Consider the following 20,017-nt stretch of genomic DNA (forward strand, 5'->3'; position numbering starts at 1 on the left):
CATGATTAAAACTAGTGGAACTTACCCTGACACGGATTTCCACTGGTTTTTAGAATTTTTATCAGACTAACTTCCACTTAGATTAGCGGTGGAACTTAGTTTGGGAATTTACCGAAAAGCCTCTGGGGTGTTTGGGTTATCATTATAGAAAGAAAAAGGCAAGCACCGTCTTCTGCTTACCTTTTCATGATTTTTATAAATAATATAAGAGTGGCCAACTGTTGTAAAACATGTGGACTAGAGTAGAAACCCATAAGTTTTGGCTCTTTTTATAAGCAAAGCCCAGCAACAAGCCCCCAAGTAGATAAAAAATAAACGAAGGGACATTAGAAGGTCCATGCATGAAAGAAAAGAGAGAGGAAGTTAGCACAAGCCCTAACCAAGAATTGTCAAAAACGGCACCTTGAAGAAGTCCTCTGAAAATGAGTTCCTCCTGGATGGGACCAAAAACTGAGGAAGTCAAAATCAAAGACAGAGAAATTCCTCTGCTGACTTCCGCCAAGTGTTGAACTCCTGCGCCAGAAGAAATAGCGAAGAAATGAATATAAACCAGCGTCTCAAGCACACTTAGAAGAAAGATTGCAATGAAAAGCAAAAGTTGTTTCTTGCTTAACATCCCAAAAGAAATCATTTCAAACTTTCTAGCATAAGCAACACACAGCGAGGTTACTAGAAGACTTACAATAATCAATTCAGATTCATTTTGAAAAAAATCCCCGTGGTTAATCGTATAAGGAACTGTAATGACGATTAGTAGTACTAAAAATCCAAAACACAAGGCATGAAATTTATCAAAAAACTCCATCAAATTATCCTCCTCACCAAACAGACTTCCTACACGTCATCCTTTAGCTCTAACCTTTCCAAAACAAACCATTTGAGTAACCAAAATCCGACCACATAACCAGCCCCTAAGAAGATAGCCATTAAAGCTAGCATGGGATTTAGGAAATAAAAGACCACAACAAATACAAAGGTTAGCACAAAAATATTAAAAGCAATGGTGTCAGAAGCCAAGACTAGAATATAGGGCGTCAACCAGTCTAAGGTTTTGGAATCTAGGAAAAATAAGTGTTTATACATGATGACCTCCTCTATGGCTAAAAAGCAAGGCTTTGGTTTTTTTACCCCAAGACCCTATGTAGAAAAGTGAGCAAAAATGGTAAGTTTGCGATGATATTATTAACAATATGAATCGAATAAGAAGGATAGATACTCTTCGTATAACGTGTTAGACAGGCAAACAGACAGCCCACTGCCGTATAGACAAAAATATCTGCGAGACTTGGCAAGCTAGAAAAGTGGGGCAAGGCAAATAAGAATGACGGAAAGAGAAGATCCTGCCCCCATCTCGAATCCTTAAAGAAGGCATGTTGAAGCAGGCCCCTACATACCAATTCTTCCATCAGAGGTCCTAGTACGATTAAGGTTAGGTAAACACCAAACTCCGCAAAATTTGTCTCACTATAGGCAATAAACAAATTCCACCCTTCATTAGTTCCCTGGACGTGTTTAGCTGTCAGATAGTTAAAGCAGATAAGTACAACAGCGGCTAACACCGTCAGAACAGAATAGCTCAACCACTTTTTCCTAGGGATACGAAAGAGATAAGCATGGCCCGACCTGACCAAAATCCAAACCATCAAGCAGATAAAGAGAAGACTGATGATGTTTCGAATCCAGATAATATTTCCTACCCAAGACGAGAACTCCCAATAATTGCTCTAAAATTGGGTTGTCCAAGACAGTCCGAAAAACAGAAACAAATAAGAAAGAATTGCACTCGTTTTGAAAAGAATAGCGTGTCTTTTCATATAAATCCTCCCTACTATCTACAAGACAGGATAGCTCACCTTGTCATGCTCTATTACTGCAAGATTAAGAAGACAGCTTGTTCTTTTTAAGGCTAACCTGACTACTAGATAATAGATACATTAAGGCATTAAAGACAATGAAAATATGTCCATAGAATAAAATCAACCTCGCATCCAAACCAAGATAAAGTTTGACCATCAAAAAGATGAGCAAAAAAATTTGAAACCATAAGGTTTTTCCAAAAATAAATTTAAAGCGATTTCGAATATCTACTTCCTTTATTTTTACCGCTACCCCTTTATTAGCAAGAAGGAAAACGCCTGCTTCAAATAATCCACTGTAGAGAACAATCCACCCAATCGATACATTAGAGATTTGTAAAAATGTCCCTAAAAGAATATTCAACATACTACTCAAGAAAATAACAAGAAATAATCTATATTTCATATTAAATACCTCCATTCACTTATTTCACGGACAGTTTAATAGAGCCTTCTAATAAAAGATTCTGTCAGAAGAGGAAGGCAAGCTACTTTTTATAATACTTCAAGCCCCAAATGAGTAGAAGCATAATAATCAAGCAGAGAATAGCGCCAATATAGGCAATTAGTTGTTGGTAAGATTCTCCTGCTGTGACACCTCTATACAAACAAATAATAGACATAAAACCTGTCAAGCCGATGAACATGAGTTGATTGGTTCTAGGACTAACCAAATCATCATCTTCAAACTCTCTTATCCTCATTTCCCTAGTGAGGTAAACAGTAACCAAAATAGAGGCCAAGTTAATAACCACTAAAAGAAATTGGAGAACTACGGAAAAATTTAAAAACTGACGAGATAGAAATAGATAAGTAGAGACAAGTAAAGGCAACTGACCTAAGAACAATCTCGCAAGGAAGATGTTCCGTTTTTTAGCAAGAAAAGTTTTCATTTCTTTGCTCCTTTCTTTTTAGTTAAAGCAAAATAGATCACAACCGCAATCATATAGGCTATGGTATAAAATAGATGATACCAAATACTCTCCCTAAGCGGCTAAAGAAGGATAGACATGATCAGATACAGAACGAAAATGATTAGTATTTTTTTCTTCATAAGATTTCCTCCTAAATGTATGCTTTATCTTAGTTTAGCTACAACCTTTACACTGCTAGTATAGCACTCATTTTATCCTTGGAACACTCAAATCATAAATGGTCATCAAAACATCTTGAATTGTAAAAAATTTAAAAAGCAAGCATGAAAAACATACTTGCCCTTTACACCATATTGATACCAACTTAATTTGTAGATTTTTTATTCTGCTATCACATATCATTTTGACAGGCGAAACAATATTAAAGAAACTCCCCTGTAGATTAAACTAGCGATAAAAAATCTTTTTATCTAATTAGATCTATCTTTATTCTTCTTTGGAGATTTTAAAAATTTTTCCCTAATTAAAGAAGTAATAAAAGAAACAAACATACCAACAACAAAAACAATAAGAAATCTTTTGAAATCCATAATTACCTCCAAGTACACAAGCTCAAGTCTTTAAGCAACCATAATAGCCAATTGTAACATTGTTTTTGCATTCACGAGGAATACCTCTTTTTACTTTCGTCCTATTGCAATCTTAACAACGTTAGTATACTACTATTTTTTAAAGTTTTCCATCCAAATCATAAATGGTCATCAAAACATCTTGAATTGTAAAAATAAAAAAAGCAAGCATGAAAAACATACTTGCCCTGGGGGGAACTTGACAACATAAAAATCTAAAATTGAAAGCTACTCACCCTCATTTCCGTATGTTCTCATATATTCTCATGATCGCAACAAGGATAGCAGCTGTCCCACTTGCCAAAGCGATAAGGGTAATGATAATGTTGAGGATTTCAGGCGTACTCCCTATTCTGTTGATAAGACGGAGTAGGGATATAACTGTCAACTGAATCAAGAGTATTGATTCTACTCTTACCAATGAAGTCAGTCTGTTTTCAACTGCATATAAAAAGGCTGGTAGCAAAACACAGGCTATAGCAATCACAAACAGGTTGCTCCCTGTTTCTTCTCCCTTGTTCACCACGGAAATCATGAGAAGATTCGAAGCTATGATCAACGTAGAACAGATGATAAAAAAGGATTTCTTATTCATTTATGATACCTCAGATACTCTGGTAAAAGTCAGGCTCGATAAAGACAAACTTTATCTGTTAACTTCTGCCAATTCTTTTTTCACAAATTTTCTAATGACCAACCGGCAACAAGTGAACCGTTAAAACCTGACGAAAGACTTGATTTTGACAGGTGGTATTGAGACTGGTATTGGGATGGCTTTCCACAATTTTCATAACGGTATAGAGACCAACTCCTCTCTCCTCCCCTTTAGAACTGGCTCCAAAGGAGAAAATCTCAGAAATATCTATGCCCTCTTCTTTAATGGCATTTTCGATGATAAAGGTCTCCTGTGCCCCATTTTTTAAAAAGGCGATTGAAACGTGAGGTTGACTGGCCTCTACACTAGCTTCAATAGCATTGTCACAAAGGATAGACACAATGGTTAGAAAATCAAGTAGACTCATCCCCTCGACCTGAATCTCCTCAGGAACTTCGACATTAAATACAATCTTCTTATCTCTGGCTTTTAGAAATTTGCCTGCTAGGAGACTTTTGAGGGCTTTATCACGAATATTCACGAGTCGTCCAAGGTCATATTTATTGTCCTGCAATTTTTCACTAGAATCCTTTAAAACCGAGTCGTAGACCTCTTTTATCTGCTCCATATCCTCCTCTTCAATACCCAGACGTAAACTGGTCAAGATATTGGTGTAATCATGGCGAAAACTCCGCACTTCCTTGTAGAGTTCCTCTATATGCCGACTATAGCGTTCCATATCTCTGTAGCGCAAGGCCTGCTCTTGGTCCAATCTCTCATGGAGTTTGTCCTTCAAATAGGTATCCAATTTCTTGACAATCCCCATAAAAAAGAGGAGGTAAAAAACTAGGATGAGATGGCGAACAGTCTTTGATTGGATATCGTATGCATATTCAAAGTAAGACAGATTTTCCATGACTAGAAAGTAGGCCCCCATTATCCAGTTAATCTTAGTCAGGGACTTTTGAAAAGCTTTATCGAGAATCTCCTTTCTCAAACTAGTAAAATCATAGTCCAACCATTTCAAAAAGGCTAGAGAAATGAAGAAATTGAAAATCATTATAAACACCCAAATAAATGAGTATTTGTCATTTATTTGCCCTTGGTCTAAAAACGGAAGCACAAAATAAGAAACACCTCTATAAAAGAGATTCACCAATATCATTGGAAAGAGACCATAAAAGAAAAGGAGTTTTTTAGGAAGGCCTCTTAACAATAAGAAAGATAAGCCGATGCCGTACAAGGGTACCACAAAATAAGATAGGTAAGTATTTCCTACTATATAGTTAATCGTTACAAAAACGACTGCTAAAAGTAACTTAAAAAGAAAAGCTTTAAAAAATCTCTCCAGAGTTAGAACAATTCCATCCACCTTAAAAAATATAAACAATTCCAATCCAGCTATCAAAAATGAATATACTATCTTCCAAACTATTTCCATTACATCACCTCACTTAGTGTAAGTTATTGATAGTCTCAGACACTTCCCTGACCTTATAACGCGCTATCATACAGCTTCCACCATTGGGAAAGTAAAGCAGTTTTTCTTTCTTATCCAAACGAACCACATTGGCAGGATTGATGAGAAAAGAGCGATGGCACTGCAAGAGACGAGGTTCCTGCTTGAAAACCTCCTCTAAACTCGCTGTAAATTCCAGCCTGTCTGTCTTGGTATAGAGAATAACACGATGGGCTCTGGGCGATGTTTCGAGATAGTAGACCTCTTTAAAAGGATACTGGAATTGGGCAAATTTTGATTTAAAGTAAAAACAATCTTCAGCCAGACTCTTACTGTCTTGACTATTGGCATAAAGGAGGGCTGTCTCGATACGAAATTCAAACTCCTCTGCTGACAAGGCCTTATCAATGTAGTCCAAAGCAGACACTTGGTAGCGAAAGGACAGGGGCATAAACTCCGAGTGAGTCGTCACAAAGACGATGAGAGCATAAGGATCCCGATCCCGAATCTTTCTAGCCACTTCCAGTCCCTTCATCTCCTCATTTCGAATCTCAATATCCAAAAAGAATAGCTGATGCGCTCCCTTCTCATGCACCTCTGCCAGCAGTTGGTCTGGCTTGCCAAAGACCTCAAAAGAACTGGGAATGATACGATGTTCCTTCAAGAGTTTCTCAATCGTCGTTTCAATCCTAGTCTGCTGGGAAAAATCATCTTCTAAAACAAATATTCTCATTTTCTTACTCCCCTTGTTTCGATTTCTTCCTAAAAAGAGAATAGCAAAAATACTATGATACAAGCCCACCAAATCCTAAACAGGCCTTCAACGCTCCTGAAGGGTATCTTGTTCCTCAAATAAGCATGATAATCTTACAACTATTTTATCATAAAATCTTAACAGTACCATTCAGGAAATTTCAAGGGCAATTAAAGATTTGATGGTGAAAAAGGAGATAAAAGTGATAGACTGACAGTATCAAAACACAGTTGCTAGAAACAAGACTGGCACCCAGATTAAAGGAGGCATTCTCATGACAGATACAGACCCTATCAAAAGAGCTCAGACTTTGATTACTGACTTAAACAAAGCCTACCAAGCATGCAGACAGGCAACCGCTGACGACGTCCGCTTTCAGGAGCAATTAAACTCTATTCTTGGCTTTCTAGCCAAGGCTGAGACAGTGGATAATCGAGTCTTGATTGAACTGGAAAAATTCTACCAGACTTCCAGTCTTCTCATGGGACTCAGCGCCCTCAATCCAGATGCTCCTACTCGTGCCGCTTGGCGGGCCTATGACCGTTTCCACTTTGACCAAGTCAAGACCAAGTTGAGTCTCTACGGACCAACCATTATCTTGTAGAAAATAAAAGAAGTTGAGACAAACTGAACTCAACTTCTTTTTTAGTGTCATATAGGCAATGTTAGTCCTGCATCTGACGTTTGACCTGATAAGGTAGGTACAAGACTAGTAAAACCAAACCAGCTCCCAGTAAGGCTAGAAGGGCTAGTTTTTCTTGGAAGGTAATCAACCCAACAACTAATTCCACTACTAAGACCAAACTGGTCAATCCTCGGACTACCGCCTGCAAGCCTTTTTCCTTTTGCCCCTTGTCCAGTGGAAAGAGTTGGGTCAAATACTGGTAGTCAAAAGCGTGATAGAGGGCCAACAACTGGAAGAGCAAGAGGTAGTTAAAGAGAACCACCACCGCTGTCGCAATCCAAGCTTGCTCGATAAAGACCTGCGCTAGCAAGGAAAGTAGGAGCAGACGGAGACTGAGCGCAAAGAGATCTCCATTTCGCAAATAAGAACGCAGATAGAGATTTTGCCAAATCTTTCCAGGCACCTTCTGAACAGCCTTTAGGATAAAGTCCAGATAGGCACGACGCTTGACGCTGTTTGAAATTCCCTTGACCTGCGTAAAGAGGGCAAAGAAACGAAGTAAGACTTGCTTGCGCTTGCTTTCTTGGGAAATGACATAGTCCCAGTCCAGTCCAGTTTCAGTAAAAAATTTGCTGGCCTTTTGACGAAAGAGGAAATATTTTCCTACCCCCAATAAAAGCACATAGACCAGAAAAAGTGGCAAACCATAACCCATTGCCAAAAATAAAGGCGCAAATAACAGCAAGAAGAGGGTCTGAACAAAGAGCCAAAAGACTAGGGAAATGCCAGTTTGACGCTTGAGATGGAGCTTGATTTCCTCTTCTCCGACCAAGAGAAAGAGCTTGTCTGGAGCCTCCATATAGGTGGCAATTCCTCCCCAAAGCAAAAGCAAAACAGACGTAATTCCTACAAACAAAAGGATAGGCCAATGATTTTCAGGAAAATGTTGTAAGAGTTGACTGTACTGGTAGGCTAGAAAGCCCAGCAGGACAAGCAGGAACAAGACAAAGTGGTCATTGAGAACATAGCGCAAATAACCAAGACACTCCTTACGAAAAGCCTGCTTTCTCTTTAAAAACAAGTCTTTCATAGCTCCTCCTCTTTGGTCAGAGCCAAGTAAATATCATTTAAACTAGCCTCAGGCATATCAAAGGCTTCGCGCAGTTGCAGGAGATTACCCTTGGCACGCACCTCACCCTTATGGAGAATGACAAAGGCATCACACATCTTCTCCGCTGAATCCAGCACGTGGGTACTCATGAGAATGGACTTGCCCTTTTGCTTTTCCACTTCCAAAAGCTGAATCAAGTCTGCAATAGCCAACGGATCAAGACCAAGGAAAGGCTCATCCACGATAAAAAGACTCGGATCCACCACAAAAGCACAGATAATCATGACCTTCTGCTTCATCCCTTTTGAAAAATGAACAGGGAACCAGTCTAATTTCTGGTCCAGACGGAACATTTTCAACAAAGGTTCTACTCGATCAAAAGCCACTTTCTGCTCAATACCATAAGCCATGGCAACCGTTTCGATATGCTCTCTGAGGGTCAATTCCTCATACAAGCTAGGTGTCTCGGGAATGTAACCAATTTGCTTGCGGTAACTTGTCGCATCTTCTTGCAGGGTCAGGCCATTGATATTGATGGAGCCACTATAGGGTGTCAACAGACCGATAATCTCATTGATAGTCGTCGATTTACCAGCACCATTGAGACCAATCAAACCGACCAACTGCCCACTTTCAACAGTAAAAGACACATCTTTCAAGACAGGGACATGGACATAGCCACCTGTCAGGTTTTTAATTTCTAACATATTTTCTCCAAATCTGGTATAATGTAGCTATATTATATCAAAATTCAATACAGTAGAGGTAGATTTTATGTCAGATTGCATTTTTTGTAAAATCATCGCAGGGGAAATTCCTGCTTCAAAAGTATACGAAGATGAGCAGGTTCTTGCCTTCCTTGATATCTCTCAAGTGACACCTGGACATACCTTGGTCGTGCCAAAAGAACACTATCGCAATCTTTTAGAAATGGACGCTACTAGCGCCAGCCAACTCTTTGCCCAAGTACCAAAAGTGGCTCAAAAAGTCATGAAAGCTACCAAAGCTGCTGGTATGAATATCATTGCTAACTGTGAAGAAATCGCAGGGCAAACCGTCTTTCATACCCACGTCCACCTCGTACCTCGCTACAGTTCGGACGATGACATCAAGATTGATTTTATCGCCCACGAACCAGACTTTGACAAACTTGCTCAAGTCGCTGAAACCATCAAAAATGCCTAAGGAGTTGCCATGAAATTATCCAACCTACTGCTATTTGCAGGAGCTGCAGCCGGAAGTTATCTGGTCACAAAAAATCGCCAAACCATCACAGATGAAGTCTTGAATACCACTGACCGCGTTCAAGCTATCAAGGATGATGTGGATATTATCCAAAACAGCCTGCAAATCATTGACAAGCAAAAAGAACTCATCAAGGAATACCAAGAAGACCTGACTTACAAATTTAAAATCTTGGAAAAGGATATCCAGACTAGACTAGCTGTTATCAAAGAAACACAGGAAACTGAAGATAAGTAAAAAGAGCTACTCAGCTCTTTTTTAAAAGGTAAACAAGTTATATCCCATCAACTATACATCATAATTTAGGCAACTCATTCACCATTTCACAACTAATACTCTTCGAAAGTCTCTTCAATCCGTGTCAACGTCGCCTTGCCGTACTCAAGTACAGCCTGCGGCTAGTTTCCTAGTTTGCTCTTTGATTTTCATTGAGTATAAATCGAATACTTCCCCAGACTTTCCGCCATAATGAAAACACCTGAAACAGCTTGGTTTCAGGTGTCTGGAAACTTTGAGACCTAGGCTCAAAGTTTAGGTATGGAACTTCGAAGAAGGTCGCTACCGTACGTCATCACTTAAGGAAAGTCTTAAAAAATCTATAAACAAAAAAGAGCCACTCGGCTCTTTTTGCTTTATTCTCCATCAAAGGCATCTTTTATATGATCAAAGAAGCCCTTTTTCTTTGGATTGACTTTCAAATCGCCTGCAGCTGCAAATTCTTTAAGCGCTGCTTTTTGGCGGTCGTTCAAGCCTGTCGGTGTTACGACATTGACAGTAACGTATTGGTCCCCAACTGCACCGCCACGAAGGCTCGGAGCTCCCTTGCCACGTAGACGAAATTTCTTACCAGTCTGAGTTCCCTCTGGGATAACCAATTCAACATCACCGTGAACAGTTGGGATATCAACTGTATCACCAAGAGCTGCTTGGACAAAGTTAAGGTTCAGATTATAGAAGATAGTGGTTCCTTCACGTTCAAACTTGTCGCTGGCTTCCACAGAAACCACTACATACAAGTCACCATAAGGTCCACCGTTAAACCCAGCTTCACCTTGACCAGCTAGGCGAATTTGTTGACCAGTTTCTACACCAGCAGGAATTTTGACATGTACGCTATGCGCTTGTTTTTCATGCCCTGTTCCGTGACAGGTTGTACATGGATCTTTGATTTCTTTTCCGCGACCATGACAGACATCACAGGTTACTTGGCGTCGCATCATACCAAGCGGAGTCTGCGTATCGACATTAATTACACCAGCGCCATGACAGCGTCCACAAGTGACTGGACTTGTTCCTGGTTTAGCACCTGAGCCATTACATGTACGACAGCTTGCTTCACGGTTATATTTGACTTCTTTTTCAGCTCCAAAAATAGCTTCTTCAAAGGTCAAGTTCACACGATACTGGAGATCATCCCCCTGACGAGGAGCATTTGGATTGCGTGAAGCACCGCCTCCGCCGAAGAAACTTGAGAAGATGTCCTCAAAACCACCGAAGCCACCTGCCCCATTGAAACCGCCGAAACCACCAGCACCACCAAAGCCACCGTTGGCTCCTGCAGCACCATATTGGTCATAGGCTGCACGTTTTTGGTCGTCACTCAAAGTCTCATAGGCTTCTTGAACTTCCTTGTACTTGTCCTCAGCACCAGGCTCCTTGTTGATATCTGGGTGATATTTTTTCGAAAGCTTGCGATAAGCCTTTTTGATCTCGTCTGCCGAAGCGTTTTTTGACACCCCCAGACGATCATAAAATTCAGTATTGTTCATAATTCAAGATACAAAGGGCGTCAAACGGACACAGGCAAAATAGGAGTTTTGACGACGGACGCTTGCGTCCTAGAAAAAACTATCTTTTTGGCACAGTCCGTAAGCCCGTGTTCAATTCCCTGAACACCCTTGTTCCTTTCTGTTATTGTTGCGGAACGAAACCTCGATTTAGGTCGGGTTCAATTCCTTTCTTTTATATTGAATAAGAAATTCTGGAACCCGTGTTCAGTTACGAACACTCTTTGTTCCTTTCTATAATTTTCATGTAAATATTTAGAGGGTATTTTCTATACTCTGTTTCACTTCATCAAACTCTTTGTCCGATAGAGTAAAAATCAAATCCTCTTCTGAATATTCATTCTGTTCTTTAAAATAGTTGTCCGTATTTTCTGCCAAACCTAGACCAAGAATCACTTTTCTTGCAAACTCTAGATGTGCAAAACCGATAGCCGTAATGATTTGTTTATCTTGGACAAAAACTTTCGGTTGGAAATTCTCACGTGGAAGAAATTCAAAATAGTCAAAGAAGTTTTGCCAAATTCCACCTGTAAATTTCGTGTCGTTCAACAGGCCTGCCTTCGCCAATAAAAGGGGCGCTGAAGAAATGGCTGCAATTAGGATATCTTGCTCATTAAGACTTCTCAAAAACGAGATCAATTTCTCATCTTGTAGAGCAGGACCTATATTTACCATTCCTGGCAAAATCACACAAGAATAATCTTCTATACGGATTTGATCCAATGTTTTCGTCGGTTGACAGGGCAAACCATCCTCAGAGACCACCATCGAATTCTCAGAAGCTACATAATCAATCGTGATATCAAAAGACAGAGCTAAAGTACTCGTTAAAGTGGTTATCTCATAAAGAGAAAAATTAGGATAAATGATACAAAGTACTTTTTTCATACGCAACATCCTCTATTTTATCGAAAAACAGAGGCTGGGTTGCAACCTCTGGATTTCTTCTTATCATTTAGTTATTAAGCTGAATTGAGCACGCCCTAACCTCTTGGTGAAAAAGATAAATCTTCCTAGAAACTAAAGTTTCTGCGTCAGATTTCCTATTTTCACTGTGAGGTTTTAACGGGCTTTGCATCTTACTTCTCAGTAAACTCTCCGTCTACGACGTCATCACCTGCGTTTCCTGTTGCTTGCGCGCCTTCTGCTCCTGCTTGAGCTTGTTGGGATGCTGCTGCTTGTTCATAGAGTTTGACAGCAAGTCCTTGAGCTTTTTCGTTCAATGCTTCAAGTTTTGCTTTCATGTCGTCCAAGTTATTGTCTTCTTGAGCTTTCTTAAGGTCATCAAGGGCAGCTTGGGCAGCATCACGTTCTGCATCAAAGCCTTTGCCTTCAGTTTCCTTGATTGTCTTTTCAGTCGCAAAGATTGCTTGGTCTACTTCGTTACGAAGGTCAACTTCTTCTTTACGTTTCTTATCTGCTTCAGCGTTAGCTTCTGCATCTTTCATCATGCGGTCGATTTCTTCATCAGTCAAACCAGAGTTCGATTGGATGACAATAGTTTGTTCTTTTTGAGTTCCAAGGTCTTTAGCTTTAACAGATACGATACCGTTCTTGTCAATATCAAATGTTACTTCGATTTGTGGGATACCACGAGGTGCAGCTGGGATGTCAGTCAATTGGAAACGTCCAAGAGTCTTGTTATCTGCTGCCATTGGGCGTTCACCTTGAAGAACGTGGATATCAACAGCTGGTTGGTTGTCTGCTGCAGTTGAGAAGACTTGTGATTTAGATGTTGGAATAGTTGTGTTGCGATCGATAAGTTTTGTAAATACTCCACCCATTGTTTCGATACCAAGTGACAATGGTGTTACGTCAAGAAGGACAACGTCTTTGACATCACCAGTAATCACACCACCTTGGATAGCAGCACCCATGGCAACAACTTCGTCAGGGTTTACTGATTTGTTTGGTTCTTTACCAGTTTCAGCCTTAACAGCTTCTACAACGGCTGGGATACGAGTTGAACCACCAACAAGGATAACTTCGTCGATTTCTGACAAGCTCAAACCTGCATCTGAAAGGGCTTGACGAACTGGAACTTTTGTACGTTCTACAAGGTCACGAGTCAAATCGTCAAATTTAGCACGAGTCAAAGTCATTTCCAAGTGAAGAGGTCCAGCATCACCAGCAGTGATAAATGGCAAGCTGATTTGTGTTGAAGTTACACCAGAAAGGTCTTTCTTAGCCTTTTCAGCCGCATCTTTCAAACGTTGAACAGCCATCTTGTCAGTAGACAAGTCAATACCATTTTCTTTCTTGAATTCTGCTACCAAATGGTCGATAATTTTTTGGTCAAAGTCATCACCACCAAGTTTGTTGTCCCCTGCAGTTGACAATACGTCGAAGACACCGTCACCCAATTCAAGGATAGAGACGTCGAATGTACCACCACCAAGGTCAAATACCAAGATTTTTTCTTCTTTGTCAGTCTTGTCCAAACCGTAAGCAAGAGCGGCTGCAGTTGGTTCGTTGACGATACGTTCTACTTCAAGGCCAGCGATTTTTCCTGCGTCTTTAGTTGCCTGACGTTGAGCATCGTTAAAGTAAGCAGGAACTGTTATAACTGCTTTGGTTACTTTTTCACCAAGATATTCTTCTGCATAACCTTTCAAGTATTGAAGAATCATAGCTGAAATTTCTTGTGGAGTGTATTCTTTTCCATTAGCAGAAACTTTTTCAGAAGTTCCCATTTTAGATTTGATAGAGATAACTGTATCTGGGTTTGTGACTGCTTGACGTTTTGCAGCGTCACCAACGATGATTTCTCCGTTTTTGAATGAGACTACAGATGGAGTTGTACGGTTTCCTTCTGGATTTGCGATGATTTTGCTTTCAGTTCCTTCAAGAACTGCAACTGCTGAGTTTGTTGTACCTAAGTCAATACCGATAATTTTGCTCATTATTTTTTCCTCACTTTGATTTATTTATTATTTTTCACTATACATTTTAAATTCTTCTGGAAATTCCAAATTAATAAACTCATTCCAAAAACCATCTGGAACTCCAATATCGTTTAACAACTCATCTTTATTATCTTCTGAATTGTTATTTTCAATTCCATAAAAGCTTAACACTTCATCACCATAAAGGTTTCTAAAGCCATCCCAATCAATATTGTTTCCATTCCAGCCATGACGATCGTCTTGCTCAACAAATTCTTGTATCTGTTCTAAAAAATCTTTATAATTAAACATTCTGTCCTCTTTCCTAATTATAAACCACTACCATTGCTGGGCGTAGGATGCGGTCATGGAGTTTGTAGCCTTTTTGGAAAACTTGGGCGATGGTATCTGCTGGGTGTTCATCGTCTGCTGGGAGAGTTTGGATGGCCATATGGTAGTTATGGTCAAATTTACCGTCAGCTGCGATTTCTTCGATTCCTTCTTCTTTCAAAGCGTGAATCAAGCTTTCTTGCACCATCTCCAATCCTTTTTTGACATCGTCTGTCAAACCTTCAACTGCGAGTGCACGCTCAAGATTGTCGAGTGATGGCAAGATTGCTTTTGCTAAGTCCTGGCTACGATAACGTTGCAAGTTTTGACGTTCTTCATTGGCACGGCGTTGGATATTTTGCATTTCTGCATGAGCGCGAAGGTATTTGTTTTCGAACTCATCTGCACGTTCATTTGCTAAGTCCAATTCAGACTTCTCAGAAGTTGTTTCTTCTACCGTTTCCACAACTTCCTCTTCTTGGACTTCTTCTACTTCTTCATTTTTTATATCTTGGGCCATTTTCGCCTCCTTTAATGATTTCAATCTTAATGTACTTCGTAATGATTACTGCTGAGGTAGCGGTAAAAATCTGTCAACTTCATGGTCAAAACACGGTTGACCACATTGACTTGGTTGATTAGCTGTTGGTAATCCAGATTGACCGGACCGATAATAGCTAGAATTCCAACTCCTCGATAAGGAATGAGGAACTTGCTACTAATCACCGCTAGGTCAGCTAGGCAGGATTCTTGACTATCTGCAACACGGACATTTTGCATCTGATCTTCACGCAATCCCTCACGAATCTCCAAGGCTACCTTTTGCGGTTGGTCAAAGAACTGATAGGCTGCTAGATTGGCAAAATTCAAGAGATTGACCTTGCCTGCCACTACGATATTTTCGTTGAACATTTCCTTAAAGATGTGTTCAAAGAGATCAATCACATTATCCGTTGTTGTGAAATAACGCTGGATAATCTGCGGAATCTCCGTCCGAATCTTGTAGTGAATATCTAGAACGGTGTGACCGAGGAAACGTTCCTGAATGATGCTCTTCAGTTTCAGCAAATCCTCCTGCAAAAAGTTCCTTGGGATCAGAAACTGACTCGTAACCGTGCGCGATTCGTCTAAGGTGAATACTGCCAAGGCTGTATGTTGCCCCAAAACAACGATATCAAAGGCTGTCAAACGTTGCCTGCTCGGCTCAACATCCAGTGCTACTACCGTACAGCCACTCAGGTCTGTCAGTAGGTTAGCAGCCTCTTGCAAAATATCCTCCAATTTGAAGAATTCCTGATCAAAGGCTTTAACAATCTCATAAACCTCATTTTCAGCTAGTCGGTCAAAATCCAGTGAGTGTTTCACATAGTACTGAAAACCAGCAACACTTGGCATCCGACCACTTGAAGTATGGGCCTTCTCAAGCAAACCTTGCTTTTCTAGAGCCGCCATGTCATTACGAATAGTTGCGCTGCTAGAGTTAATAGACTCTTGCAAGGCTTTGGATCCGACAGGTTCGTGCGTTTTGGTAAAGATGTCAATAATGAGATTTAAAATATCCTGCTGACGCTCTGTAACCATCTCATCACTCCTCTCTGTCTGATCGATTAGCACTCGATACACTTAAGTGCTAACTTATGATTCTATTATACACCCTTAAAAGAGAATGTCAAGACAAAAACTCAAAAAATTAGCACTCTTTTATTAAGAGTGCTAAAAATCAGTCTGAAGACCTAGAACCTTACTGTTTATCTACTCGGTATTTCCTTTTAAGTCTAAAAAAACCATAGATTAGATAAGAAATCAAGAGAGCATATAAAAGAAAAATAATAAAGAAAGACATAGAAAGCTCCTCTTTAAATAGACTCATACAGACAACAAGACCACCTAAGAAAGTAGCTGTACAGGAACGAAGTCTAGATCGCATAACTTCCCATCTGAGCCCCTTACTCATATAGACTTGATCCTCTGAAAGTATATCAGAAGCTGGTTTACGAAAAATTGAACAAAAACCTGTTTCTATCAATTCCCAACCTCTATTTCTAAAATCTTGCAGTTCATGCTGATGCTTTTTAAGAAATCTAGAATCATGGATACAGTAGATGATATCATCTGGTTGACATTGGTCAAAATAGAAAAAACCAAAACGACTAGTTCTATACCTCCAACCTTTCAAATGCATCTCATGTAAATATTCTTCTTCCTTGTCCAAATCAACAATGGTGAAAATCCGGAATTGCTTTTTATTTATCATGACTTCCCCTCCAATTTTGAGCATACCTACCCTATCATAAATCTGATAATTCCTTCTTTTTATGCCATAACTTCCAGCTAATATATACAACCATTAACAAAATGATTAAAGACAAGAAAATATCTAGCCCAACCGCAAGTAAACTCCATAGACCATACGCATTACTTCTATTGAGCAATTTAAGTAATAATGGTATATGTATGGCTAGCAAAAGTAAAACAGGTACTAATCGCAGTCTTAAAATGCGATTAACCATAGCTAACTTCCCAGCAGCGTCATTATAGATTTCAAATTCTGCATCCGATTCAATTTCAGAATGCGCTTTTCTAAAATAGGAAAAACTATTAAAGTCTGTAATATGCTCCCAGCCACAGTCTTTAAATAGTTGTAAATAGGAGGATCTCTCTGATTTTTCCATTGGGTAAAAATCCAACTGATAAGACACTTGCTCAGGCTGACATTTTTCAAAGGTATACTTAACTGCAAACAATAAGATAGAATAGCTTACTTTCCTAAGTTTCCAGCCCTTAGCATGCATTTCTCTAAAGTATAGATCCTCCCTCTCATAATCAGCAATTGTAAAAATTCGATAAACAATTTTCTTTTCCATCATCCTTCCTCCCGACTGTTTCTATAGAGCCGTTCAATACGCTTCAATTCAATATCTAAAACTTTTCGTCCCAAGTCTGTAATCTGATAGATTTTACGCTTCTCCTCTTCGCGGACAAAGGAAATCAAACCATCCTTTTCCATTTTTGACAAGGTTCCATACATAGTTCCAGGACTAATCGAAACTTGCGAATCCGTCATCTCCTTGACCTTTTGCGTAATACTATAACCATGACGCTCCTTTTGCAAACAGAACAAGATATAAAAACCCGTTTCCGTCATCGGAATATAGACCCGACGAACCTTATCCGTTAATTCCATTTATAAGCACCTCCTATTCAGTTCGATATATCGCACTTCGCTATATAAAATATATCACACCTCGATATAAAACGCAAGAAAAAAAGACCACCCTCAGGCAATCTTTCTTCTATATTAGTATTAGTAAAGGTCTAAATAATTATCAATTTCCCATTGTGAAACGAAGGTTGCATAGCTTGCCCATTCGATTCGTTTGGCTTCAAGGAAACTAGTATAGATATGTTCTCCAAGAGCTTCTCTGACAACCTCATCTTCTGTCAAAGCTTTCAAAGCGTTGTGAAGAGTTGATGGAAGGTCTGTAATACCAGCTTCCTTACGCTCTTCTGCTGTCATGATGTAGATATTTTCTTCGATAGGAGCTGGTGCTTCGATTTTATTTTCAATACCATGCAAACCAACCTCCAAAAGAACAGCCATAGCGATGTATGGGTTTGCCATCGGATCCACTGAACGCAACTCAAGACGAGTTCCCATACCACGTGAAGCAGGCACGCGTACAAGTGGCGAACGGTTACGACCAGCCCAAGCAATGTAAACAGGCGCTTCATAACCTGGAACCAAACGTTTGTATGAGTTAACTGTTGGGTTCATGATAGCAGTATAGTTGTAGGCATGCTTGATCAAACCGCCAAGGAAATAGTAGGCAGTTTCTGACAACTGCATTCCTTTTGGATCATTTGGATCAAAGAAGGCATTATTTCCTTCCTCATCAAACAAGGACATATTACAGTGCATACCTGATCCAGCAATACCAAATTTTGGTTTGGCCATAAAGGTTGCGTAAAGCCCGTGTTTGCGAGCAATGGTTTTAACAACGAGCTTAAAGATTTGAATTTTATCACAAGCACGGAGAACTTCATCGTACTTAAAGTCAATCTCGTGTTGTCCAACCGCAACCTCGTGGTGACTCGCTTCTACTTCAAATCCCATTTTGGTCAAGACATTCACAATCTCACGACGTGTATTGTCCGCAAGATCAGTAGGCGCCAAATCAAAGTAGCCACCCTTGTCATTTACTTCAAGTGTTGGGTCACCATTTTCATCTAGTTTAAATAGGAAGAATTCTGGCTCTGGACCAAGGTTGAAGGATTTGAATCCTACTTCTTCCATGTGACGAAGAGCACGTTTCAAATTGCCACGAGGGTCACCTGCAAATGGCTCACCTTCTGTTGTATAGACATCACAGATTAAACCTGCAACACTTCCATTTTCATCTCCCCAAGGGAAGACTGTCCATGTATCCAAGTCAGGATGCAAGTACATATCTGACTCATTGATACGTACAAAACCTTCAATAGAAGATCCATCAAACATAGCCTTATTTGACAAGACCTTATCTAATTGTTCATCTGTAGCAGGAATTTCGACGTTTTTCATGGTTCCCAAAATATCTGAGAACATGAGACGGATAAAGGTAACATTTTTTTCCTTGACTTCACGACGAATATCTGCAGCTGTGATTGGCATGAGTTTTCTCCTTAATATATGACTACTTGCGGTTGCCTAACCGCGACCAAAAGGTGACCGTACTGAAGCAAAGCGCCCCTGTTGGAGGAGTTCATTGTGAAGCGCACGACGCACCTCAGTCTGACTAACCGCTTTCTTGGATTTCGCCTCACGTTCAGCATATTTTTTCTTAATGGCAGCGATATTATAACCTTCAGAGATATAATCTTTGATTTCAAGCAGACGATCCATGTCATTTAAAGAATACATGCGACGGTTCCCTTCGTTACGATCAGGTTTTATCAATTCCTGATCTTCATAATAGCGAATCTGACGCGCCGATAAATCGGTCAACTTCATAACACTGCCGATAGGAAAAACAGCCATATTTCGGCGAAATTCTTTTTCCTTCATTTACAATTTCCTTCTTTCTGTCTATTATAGTCTAAAAAAAGACAAACGTCAATTGATAATGTTATAAAATGTAACATTATTTTTCTTTTTTCTCTAAAAAGAGCCGAATGCGATCAATATCGTAATTTACCAAAATTGCGACAAAAACTCCCATGAAAGTTTCTGATACACGCGCAAACACGTACAAAATTGTTTCTCCACTCGGAATCGATAGGGTAATGATTAACATGGCTGCTACACCGCCAATAACACCTGCTTTGTTATTCATGGCTACATTTGTCATAATGGTTAACATGGTGCAAATTGGAACAACTACTAAAGTTACCCAAAAAGCTTCATGGAAAAAGCCATTTAATAGGAAGAAGACCAATGCATAGAGGCCACCGATACTATTTCCTAGAATACGCGAAGTCCCAAAATGAACACTCTTATCAAAACTCTCCCTCAGGCTAAAAACGGCTGTCAAAGCACCGATTTGCAGACCTTTCCAGCCAAAAAAGCCAAAAATCAAGAGAACTAGAAAAACAGCAATACCTGTTTTAAAGGTTCGCATACCAAGTTTGAACTGGGATTTATCGAATTTATATTTTTTAAAATAACTCATAATCTCAACTTTCTATTTCCATTTTATCATAATTTGGGTGATTTTATGAGCAATAGTTGAGAAGAAGCGTTTTTATTTTAAGCAAAAGAAAAGAGGGACCTTCATCCCCAATGTCATTAAGTTAAGAAATTCAAATACAATTCTGTATTTGGGTTTCTTTTTTATGTGATAAACTTATAGTTAAGGAGGGATTTCCCATGATAAAACAGATAAAAGCC

Annotated in this window: 24 protein-coding genes and 1 pseudogene; 3 read left to right on the plus strand and 22 right to left on the minus strand. The window is 39.6% G+C overall.

The features are described 5' to 3' along the window. Positions 1 to 193: 193 nt before the first annotated feature. The 8 genes and pseudogenes from K4Z77_RS09100 to K4Z77_RS09140 form a co-directional block, all read right to left on the minus strand. Entirely contained in the window at positions 194 to 805 is a 612-nt protein-coding gene (locus K4Z77_RS09100; RefSeq protein WP_224219120.1) for a CPBP family intramembrane glutamic endopeptidase, read from the minus strand. 29 nt (positions 806 to 834) lie between these two features. Further along, the gene (blpZ, locus tag K4Z77_RS09105; protein WP_224219121.1) at positions 835 to 1,083 is read right to left on the minus strand and encodes an immunity protein BlpZ; all 249 of its coding nucleotides are present in this window, start codon (positions 1,081 to 1,083) and stop codon (positions 835 to 837) included. Positions 1,084 to 1,124: 41 nt separating this feature from the next. Next, positions 1,125 to 1,814: pseudogene (locus tag K4Z77_RS09110) on the minus strand (CPBP family intramembrane glutamic endopeptidase). A gap of 64 nt (positions 1,815 to 1,878) precedes the next feature. Then, complete coding sequence (locus K4Z77_RS09115; RefSeq protein WP_000877389.1) at positions 1,879 to 2,262, minus strand: hypothetical protein; 384 nt, start codon at positions 2,260 to 2,262, stop codon at positions 1,879 to 1,881. Between the two features lie 82 nt (positions 2,263 to 2,344). After that, positions 2,345 to 2,749, minus strand: a complete 405-nt coding sequence (locus K4Z77_RS09120) for a hypothetical protein (protein WP_000846945.1) — start codon at positions 2,747 to 2,749, stop codon at positions 2,345 to 2,347. Between the two features lie 849 nt (positions 2,750 to 3,598). Further along, positions 3,599 to 3,955 (minus strand): hypothetical protein, encoded by a 357-nt coding sequence (locus K4Z77_RS09130; protein WP_042750192.1) that lies wholly within the window; start codon positions 3,953 to 3,955, stop codon positions 3,599 to 3,601. A 91-nt stretch (positions 3,956 to 4,046) separates the two neighbouring features. Beyond that, positions 4,047 to 5,396 (minus strand): sensor histidine kinase, encoded by a 1,350-nt coding sequence (locus K4Z77_RS09135; protein ID WP_224219123.1) that lies wholly within the window; start codon positions 5,394 to 5,396, stop codon positions 4,047 to 4,049. 13 nt (positions 5,397 to 5,409) lie between these two features. Continuing rightward, positions 5,410 to 6,147 (minus strand): response regulator transcription factor, encoded by a 738-nt coding sequence (locus K4Z77_RS09140; protein WP_224219124.1) that lies wholly within the window; start codon positions 6,145 to 6,147, stop codon positions 5,410 to 5,412. A 295-nt stretch (positions 6,148 to 6,442) separates the two neighbouring features. On the opposite strand from K4Z77_RS09140, the gene K4Z77_RS09145 reads away from it, so the two are divergent. Further along, a complete protein-coding gene (locus tag K4Z77_RS09145) occupies positions 6,443 to 6,772 on the plus strand; it encodes a helicase BlpT (protein ID WP_224219125.1) in 330 nt (109 codons plus the stop codon). Between the two features lie 61 nt (positions 6,773 to 6,833). On the opposite strand, the gene K4Z77_RS09150 is transcribed toward K4Z77_RS09145, so the two are convergent. Together K4Z77_RS09150 and K4Z77_RS09155 are read right to left on the minus strand one after the other, a co-directional pair. Then, complete coding sequence (locus K4Z77_RS09150) at positions 6,834 to 7,883, minus strand: ABC transporter permease (protein WP_224219126.1); 1,050 nt, start codon at positions 7,881 to 7,883, stop codon at positions 6,834 to 6,836. After that, positions 7,880 to 8,611: an ABC transporter ATP-binding protein gene (locus tag K4Z77_RS09155; RefSeq protein WP_000889954.1), complete on the minus strand. Its 732-nt coding sequence runs from the start codon at positions 8,609 to 8,611 to the stop codon at positions 7,880 to 7,882. The genes K4Z77_RS09150 and K4Z77_RS09155 overlap by 4 nt, the downstream gene beginning before the upstream one ends. A gap of 67 nt (positions 8,612 to 8,678) precedes the next feature. On the opposite strand from K4Z77_RS09155, the gene K4Z77_RS09160 reads away from it, so the two are divergent. Further along, a complete protein-coding gene (locus tag K4Z77_RS09160; protein WP_224219127.1) occupies positions 8,679 to 9,089 on the plus strand; it encodes an HIT family protein in 411 nt (136 codons plus the stop codon). Positions 9,090 to 9,098: 9 nt separating this feature from the next. Further along, positions 9,099 to 9,386, plus strand: coding sequence for a hypothetical protein (locus K4Z77_RS09165; protein WP_224219128.1), 288 nt, complete (start codon positions 9,099 to 9,101; stop codon positions 9,384 to 9,386). 395 nt (positions 9,387 to 9,781) lie between these two features. Here K4Z77_RS09165 and dnaJ read toward each other — a convergent pair whose 3' ends face one another. From dnaJ to K4Z77_RS09225, 12 genes are all read right to left on the minus strand, one after another. Further along, positions 9,782 to 10,918 carry a molecular chaperone DnaJ gene (gene dnaJ / locus K4Z77_RS09170; RefSeq protein ID WP_224219129.1) on the minus strand — a complete coding sequence of 379 codons (1,137 nt, stop codon included), beginning with the start codon at positions 10,916 to 10,918 and terminating at the stop codon, positions 9,782 to 9,784. Between the two features lie 273 nt (positions 10,919 to 11,191). Next, complete coding sequence (locus tag K4Z77_RS09175) at positions 11,192 to 11,824, minus strand: DJ-1/PfpI family protein (RefSeq protein ID WP_224219130.1); 633 nt, start codon at positions 11,822 to 11,824, stop codon at positions 11,192 to 11,194. 191 nt (positions 11,825 to 12,015) lie between these two features. Continuing rightward, positions 12,016 to 13,839 carry a molecular chaperone DnaK gene (dnaK, locus tag K4Z77_RS09180; RefSeq protein ID WP_224219131.1) on the minus strand — a complete coding sequence of 608 codons (1,824 nt, stop codon included), beginning with the start codon at positions 13,837 to 13,839 and terminating at the stop codon, positions 12,016 to 12,018. Between the two features lie 27 nt (positions 13,840 to 13,866). Next, a complete protein-coding gene (locus K4Z77_RS09185) occupies positions 13,867 to 14,133 on the minus strand; it encodes a hypothetical protein (RefSeq protein WP_224219132.1) in 267 nt (88 codons plus the stop codon). A gap of 13 nt (positions 14,134 to 14,146) precedes the next feature. Next, positions 14,147 to 14,671: a nucleotide exchange factor GrpE gene (gene grpE, locus K4Z77_RS09190; RefSeq protein ID WP_224219133.1), complete on the minus strand. Its 525-nt coding sequence runs from the start codon at positions 14,669 to 14,671 to the stop codon at positions 14,147 to 14,149. A 26-nt stretch (positions 14,672 to 14,697) separates the two neighbouring features. After that, entirely contained in the window at positions 14,698 to 15,732 is a 1,035-nt protein-coding gene (gene hrcA, locus K4Z77_RS09195; RefSeq protein WP_000255759.1) for a heat-inducible transcriptional repressor HrcA, read from the minus strand. A 160-nt stretch (positions 15,733 to 15,892) separates the two neighbouring features. Beyond that, entirely contained in the window at positions 15,893 to 16,405 is a 513-nt protein-coding gene (locus K4Z77_RS09200) for a DUF2812 domain-containing protein (RefSeq protein WP_224219134.1), read from the minus strand. Positions 16,406 to 16,439: 34 nt separating this feature from the next. Continuing rightward, positions 16,440 to 17,015, minus strand: a complete 576-nt coding sequence (locus K4Z77_RS09205; protein ID WP_224219135.1) for a DUF2812 domain-containing protein — start codon at positions 17,013 to 17,015, stop codon at positions 16,440 to 16,442. Beyond that, positions 17,015 to 17,335 carry a PadR family transcriptional regulator gene (locus K4Z77_RS09210; protein WP_224219136.1) on the minus strand — a complete coding sequence of 107 codons (321 nt, stop codon included), beginning with the start codon at positions 17,333 to 17,335 and terminating at the stop codon, positions 17,015 to 17,017. The genes K4Z77_RS09205 and K4Z77_RS09210 overlap by 1 nt, the downstream gene beginning before the upstream one ends. 120 nt (positions 17,336 to 17,455) lie before the next feature. Next, the gene (glnA, locus tag K4Z77_RS09215; protein WP_224219137.1) at positions 17,456 to 18,802 is read right to left on the minus strand and encodes a type I glutamate--ammonia ligase; all 1,347 of its coding nucleotides are present in this window, start codon (positions 18,800 to 18,802) and stop codon (positions 17,456 to 17,458) included. Positions 18,803 to 18,838: 36 nt separating this feature from the next. Further along, positions 18,839 to 19,195: a transcriptional repressor GlnR gene (gene glnR / locus K4Z77_RS09220; RefSeq protein ID WP_000659548.1), complete on the minus strand. Its 357-nt coding sequence runs from the start codon at positions 19,193 to 19,195 to the stop codon at positions 18,839 to 18,841. A gap of 76 nt (positions 19,196 to 19,271) precedes the next feature. Continuing rightward, complete coding sequence (locus K4Z77_RS09225) at positions 19,272 to 19,799, minus strand: FUSC family protein (RefSeq protein ID WP_049540998.1); 528 nt, start codon at positions 19,797 to 19,799, stop codon at positions 19,272 to 19,274. Positions 19,800 to 20,017: the final 218 nt, after the last annotated feature.

This window comes from Streptococcus mitis subsp. hohhotensis, assembly GCF_020089495.2.
In the GTDB taxonomy this organism is placed as follows: Bacteria; Bacillota; Bacilli; order Lactobacillales; family Streptococcaceae; genus Streptococcus; species Streptococcus hohhotensis.